Source organism: Actinomadura fibrosa, from assembly GCF_900659615.1.
In the GTDB taxonomy this organism is placed as follows: Bacteria; Actinomycetota; Actinomycetes; order Streptosporangiales; family Streptosporangiaceae; genus Spirillospora; species Spirillospora fibrosa.
In genome coordinates, this window is record NZ_CAACUY010000433.1 from 1 (window position 1) to 4350 (window position 4350).

General features: G+C 74.9%; 8 protein-coding genes. 4 read left to right on the forward strand and 4 right to left on the reverse strand.

The features are described from left to right. Positions 1 to 466, forward strand: a 466-nt coding sequence (locus E1300_RS47925) for a PucR family transcriptional regulator (protein ID WP_131763903.1), incomplete at its 5' end; no start/stop codon positions are given. A 12-nt stretch (positions 467 to 478) separates the two neighbouring features. Here the strand turns inward: E1300_RS47925 and E1300_RS47930 are convergent. Further along, positions 479 to 1129, reverse strand: a complete 651-nt coding sequence (locus tag E1300_RS47930; RefSeq protein WP_131763904.1) for a nitroreductase family protein — start codon at positions 1127 to 1129, stop codon at positions 479 to 481. A gap of 106 nt (positions 1130 to 1235) precedes the next feature. On the opposite strand from E1300_RS47930, the gene E1300_RS47935 reads away from it, so the two are divergent. Further along, on the forward strand, positions 1236 to 1895 hold the full coding sequence (locus E1300_RS47935; protein WP_131763905.1) for an HAD family hydrolase: 660 nt from the start codon (positions 1236 to 1238) through the stop codon (positions 1893 to 1895). 169 nt (positions 1896 to 2064) lie between these two features. Here E1300_RS47935 and E1300_RS47940 read toward each other — a convergent pair whose 3' ends face one another. The 3 genes from E1300_RS47940 to E1300_RS47950 all read right to left on the reverse strand — a co-directional run bounded on the left by E1300_RS47940 (position 2065) and on the right by E1300_RS47950 (position 3205). Then, entirely contained in the window at positions 2065 to 2238 is a 174-nt protein-coding gene (locus E1300_RS47940; protein ID WP_131763906.1) for a hydrophobic protein, read from the reverse strand. A gap of 178 nt (positions 2239 to 2416) precedes the next feature. Further along, on the reverse strand, positions 2417 to 2629 hold the full coding sequence (locus E1300_RS47945; protein WP_131763907.1) for a hypothetical protein: 213 nt from the start codon (positions 2627 to 2629) through the stop codon (positions 2417 to 2419). Positions 2630 to 2761: 132 nt separating this feature from the next. After that, positions 2762 to 3205 carry a MarR family winged helix-turn-helix transcriptional regulator gene (locus E1300_RS47950; protein ID WP_131763908.1) on the reverse strand — a complete coding sequence of 148 codons (444 nt, stop codon included), beginning with the start codon at positions 3203 to 3205 and terminating at the stop codon, positions 2762 to 2764. Between the two features lie 112 nt (positions 3206 to 3317). Between E1300_RS47950 and E1300_RS47955 the strand changes: the two genes are divergently transcribed. Both E1300_RS47955 and E1300_RS47960 read left to right on the forward strand, forming a co-directional pair. Continuing rightward, positions 3318 to 3878: a quercetin 2,3-dioxygenase gene (locus E1300_RS47955; RefSeq protein ID WP_131763909.1), complete on the forward strand. Its 561-nt coding sequence runs from the start codon at positions 3318 to 3320 to the stop codon at positions 3876 to 3878. A 5-nt stretch (positions 3879 to 3883) separates the two neighbouring features. Beyond that, positions 3884 to 4350 (forward strand): alpha/beta hydrolase (locus E1300_RS47960; RefSeq protein WP_131763910.1); only part of this gene is annotated, 467 nt, incomplete at its 3' end.

Sequence of the window (4350 nt, forward strand, 5' to 3'; positions counted from 1 at the left end):
CTGGGACGTCCTGCGCGGCCTCGCGGCGCGGGCCGCGAAGCTCGCCGACACCGCCGTCACCGCGGCGGCGGACGTCGCCGGGCCGGCCGGGGTGCCCGCCGCGGTCGCGCAGTGCGCCGAGGTCCTCGACGTGGTCCGGCGCACCGGCCGGCCGCCGGGGCTGTACCGGCTCGCCGACGTCCTGCTCGACTACCAGCTCAGCCGCCCGAGCGGCGCGCTGCCCGGGCTCGCCGCCCTGCTCGACCCGCTCGACCGCAAGCCGGAGCTGCTCCGCACGCTGGAGTGCTACCTGGCGAGCGCGCTGGACCGGCGCCGCGCCGGAGCCGCGCTGCACGTCCACCCGAACACCGTCACCTACCGCGTCCGGCGGATCCGCGAGCTGACCGGCCTGGACCCGGCCCGCCCCGGCGACGCGCAGCTCGCCGGGGCCGCGCTCGTCGCCCGCCGGGCGCTGCGCCCGCCGTGAGCTCCGGCGGGGTCACCAGCGGTCGAGGTGCAGGATCTCGTCGAGCGGCACGCGCGGCGCCGGCTTGAAGGTGTCGCCGGTGTAGTAGGCGGTGGGGACGAGCGCGCCCTGCCGCACGCCGGCGGGCAGCCCGAGCAGCTCGGCGATCTCCTTCTCGTAGGCCAGGTGCAGCGACGTCCAGGCGGTGCCGAGGCCCCGGGCGCGGGCCGCGAGCGCGTAGCTCCACACCGCGGGCAGCAGCGATCCCCACAGGCCCGCCTGGTTGCCCTCGGGGAGGCTCCCCCCTTGCAGGGTCAGGCACGGGATGACCAGCACGGGCACCTCGCCCATGTGCTCTGCGAGGTGCGCGGCGCTGGCGCTGACCCGCCGCTGCACCTCGGCGCGCTCCGGGTCGTCCTGGTAGAGCCCGGCCGCCGACGCACTCGACCCGGCGTACGCCTCGAACGCCCGCCGGTAGTACTCGCCGATGGACGCGCGCACCTCCGGATCGGTCACCACGATCCAGTGCCAGCCCTGCCGGTTGCTCCCGCTCGGCGCCTGGACGGCGATCTCCAGGCACTCGCGGACGAGCTCGATCGGGACGGGGCGGCCGAGGTCCAGGCGCTTGCGCACCGTTCGGGTGGTGGTCAGCAGCTCGTCCGGCGTGAGTGGAAGCGTCGTCATGATCCCCATGGTGCATCACCGCGGCGGCTCCGCGGGCCCGGGCCCCCGGGTCCCCGCCCGGCCCGGCGCGCGGTTTCCCGCGCGCCCGCCGGGTAGGTCCGTCGGCATGATCGATGCGGTGCTCTTCGACGTCGACGGCACGCTCGTCGACACCAACTACCTCCACGCCACGAGCTGGTGGCAGGCGTTCCGGCAGTACGGCCACACGGTGCCGACCGCAAGCGTGCACCGGGCCATCGGGATGGGCTCGGACAAGCTCCTCGACGCGGTCCTCCCGTCCGGCCGCGACCGGTCCGCCGACGACGCGATCAGCTCGGCGCACGGCGCGCTGTACGCGCAGTACTGGGACCGGCTCGCGCCGTTCGACGGCGCGGCCGACCTGCTGCGCGCGTGCGCGTCGCGGGGCGCCCGCGTCATCCTCGCGAGCTCCGCCGCCGAGCCGGAGATGCGGGCCCTGCGCGCCGCGCTCGGCGCGGACGACGCCATCGCGGACGCGACCTCCGCGTCCGAGGTCGAGGAGAGCAAGCCGGCCCCCGACCTCGTCGAGCTCGCGCTGCGCCGCGCGGGCGTGCCCGCCGACCGGGCCGTGTTCGTGGGCGACACCCGCTGGGACGTGGAGGCCGCCGCCCGCGTGGGGCTGCCGTGCGTCGGCGTGCTGAGCGGCGGCTGGGCCCGCGCCGAGCTGGAGGAGGCGGGCGCCGCGGCCGTCTACGACGATGTCCGCGCGCTCCTGGACGACCTGGACGCCAGTCCCCTGAACCGCTGACCCCGGAGCGCCGGTGCCGGCGAGTTCCCGGAGCCGCCGGCACCGGTCCGCCGAGCCACGGCCCATCGCACGCCATTCCGCGGACCAATTATCGGCAAAAAGGCGAAAGGAGAGCCCCGGCGCACCCTTCCATCGGGTGCGCCGGGGCTCGCCGGATCTATCTATATCGCTACCAGCGGTACCAGCGGCCGCGCTTCCCGGACGGCCCGGTGCCGCGGGCGACGAAGCCCAGCAGCCAGAGCACCAGCACGATCACCGCGAGGATCCACAGGAGCTTCAGCGCGAAGCCGGCTCCCAGCAGGATCAGGGCGAGCAGCAGGACCAGGATCATCAACCAAGGCATGTCGTTTTCCTCCTTGGCGCGCTTTCTCCCCGGAGGGAAAGGCTCCATGCCGCCCTTCGATAACGGTTGCATTTCGCTCCGGATAGTGAAACACCGGCCACTCGTCGCCACTCCCGCCCGGTACGAACGCCGAACCCGGTGCCATTCGGGAATGGCACCGGGTTCGGCGTGGATGCGGTCAGGCCGCTGATCGCAGCTCCGCCGGCTCGGCCGGCGGGGGTTCCGCGATCGACAGGACGGGCCCGTCCGGGACGCTCGCCGCGGACGGGCGGGCGGCCGGCCGGGGCGCGGGCGGAGGGCCGGAGAGGAGCGCCGTTTCGAGCTTCGCCATCAGCATCAGGATGACCAAGGCCGCCACGGGGCTCGACAGCAGGACCAGAATCGGCGACACCTCCGATCTCGGATCGCGGGCACGGTCTTGGTGTGCGCCGCCCGCTGTCTACCTCCCCTGCCGCACCTCAAACCGCAGGAATGTCCGCTTTCTCCGCAACCTCGGCTCTCACGGCCGCGGCGGCGCGGGGCCTCAGGGGACCCGGACGTCCGGCGGTTCGCCCCACGGGAGGGTCAGCAGCCTGCGCAGTTCCCGGGTACCGGCGGCACCGATCCGCTCGGCGAGGACGTCCTCGATCACGGCGAGCGCCGCCTGGGCCCTGCGGTGGACGCGGTCGCCCTCGGCGGTGGTGCGGATCAGCCGCGTCCGCCCGGACGCCGGATCGGGCACCTGCTCCAGCAGGCCCATCCCGATCAGGCCGTGCACGGCCTGGTGCGCGGTCTGCCGCGTCACGCCGATCCGCCGGGCAAGCTCGGACACCGTGGTGCCCCCGGCGTCCAGGGTGGCGAAGACCGACGCCTGCGCCACGGTCACCGGCCGCTCCCCCGCGGCCCGCATGCCGGCCAGGAGCGCGTCGTCGAACCACCGCCTGGCCTCGCCAAGCAGCTGGGGCAGGTTCGGTGCCGCGTCGGCCATGGCTCCTCGGTGGGGACGTCGGTCGAGCATAGCCGTCCGCCCCCGGCGGGCGGCCCGGCCCCGCCCATACTGTCAGGTAACCTGACGGAATCCGTTCGCCACCGGAGGTGCCATGACCATCGAGTACGCCACGCCCTACCGCTCCCGCTCGCACATCCCGCCGGACCTGGGAAGGCCGTACTTCGTCGAGAAGGGCCAGGGCGACCGCGCCCACCTGTTCGGCGACCTGTTCACGATCTACGCGGGCGGCGAGCAGACCGAGAACACCTTCAACTTCTTCACCTGCGAGGGCCCGAAGGGCGACGTGATCCCGTCGCACTCCCATCCGGACACCTACGAGGTCTTCTACATCACCGCCGGGGCCGTCCGGCTGTTCGTGGAGGACACCGAGGGGGAGCAGTACGAGCGGCTGCTCACCACCGGGGACTTCGGGTTCGTGCCGAAGAACTGCCCGCACGCCTACCGCATCGAGCGGCACCACAGCCAGATCGTGGGCGTGGCGGCCGGTCCCGGCGGCACGTTCGAGCGGTTCTTCGAGAGCCTCGGCGCCGCCACCCTCGACCACGGCCTGCCGCGGACGCCGGTGGTGCCGGAGCCCCACAGGTTCGGCACCGTCCCGCAGGAGCACGACGTGCTCTTCCTGCCGGACCACCGCTGGCGCACGGCGGGCTGACCGCGATGGCCCCCTTCCCCGCCGCCCTGCTGCGCCCGCCCGACCCCGCGCGCCTGCCGCTTCCGCCCGCCGAGCGCCCCGCCGCCGGAGTGCGGCTGCTGCGCGGCGCCGTCTACGCCGTCCGGCCGGGGTTCCGTCCCCTGGAACTCGACCTCTGGCTCCCGGACGGGACGCACGGGCCGCTGCCGGTCATCGTCTTCGTCCACGGCGGCGGCTGGCGGGCGGGCTCCCGGACCGGGCTCGGGCCGCGCTTCCGCGACTGGCGGCCCGGCCCGTTCGCACGCATGGCGCGGGCCGGGTTCGCCGTCGCCTGCGCGTCCTACCGGCTCACCGGCGAGGCCGCCCACCCCGCGCAGCTGGACGACCTGGCCGCGGCGCTCGGCTGGCTGCGCGCCCGCGCGGGCGAACTGAACCTCGACCCGCGCCGGACGGTCGCGTGGGGCGAGTCCGCCGGCGGCCACCTGGCGGCCCT

Excerpts from the sequence above, each read along its gene's own strand:
- E1300_RS47930 (WP_131763904.1), bottom strand. The coding sequence starts at position 1,129 with ATGACGACGCTTCCACTCACGCCGGACGAGCTGCTGACCACCACCCGA.
- E1300_RS47935 (WP_131763905.1), top strand. The coding sequence starts at position 1,236 with ATGATCGATGCGGTGCTCTTCGACGTCGACGGCACGCTCGTCGACACC.
- E1300_RS47940 (WP_131763906.1), bottom strand. The coding sequence starts at position 2,238 with ATGCCTTGGTTGATGATCCTGGTCCTGCTGCTCGCCCTGATCCTGCTG.
- E1300_RS47950 (WP_131763908.1), bottom strand. The coding sequence starts at position 3,205 with ATGGCCGACGCGGCACCGAACCTGCCCCAGCTGCTTGGCGAGGCCAGG.
- E1300_RS47955 (WP_131763909.1), top strand. The coding sequence starts at position 3,318 with ATGACCATCGAGTACGCCACGCCCTACCGCTCCCGCTCGCACATCCCG.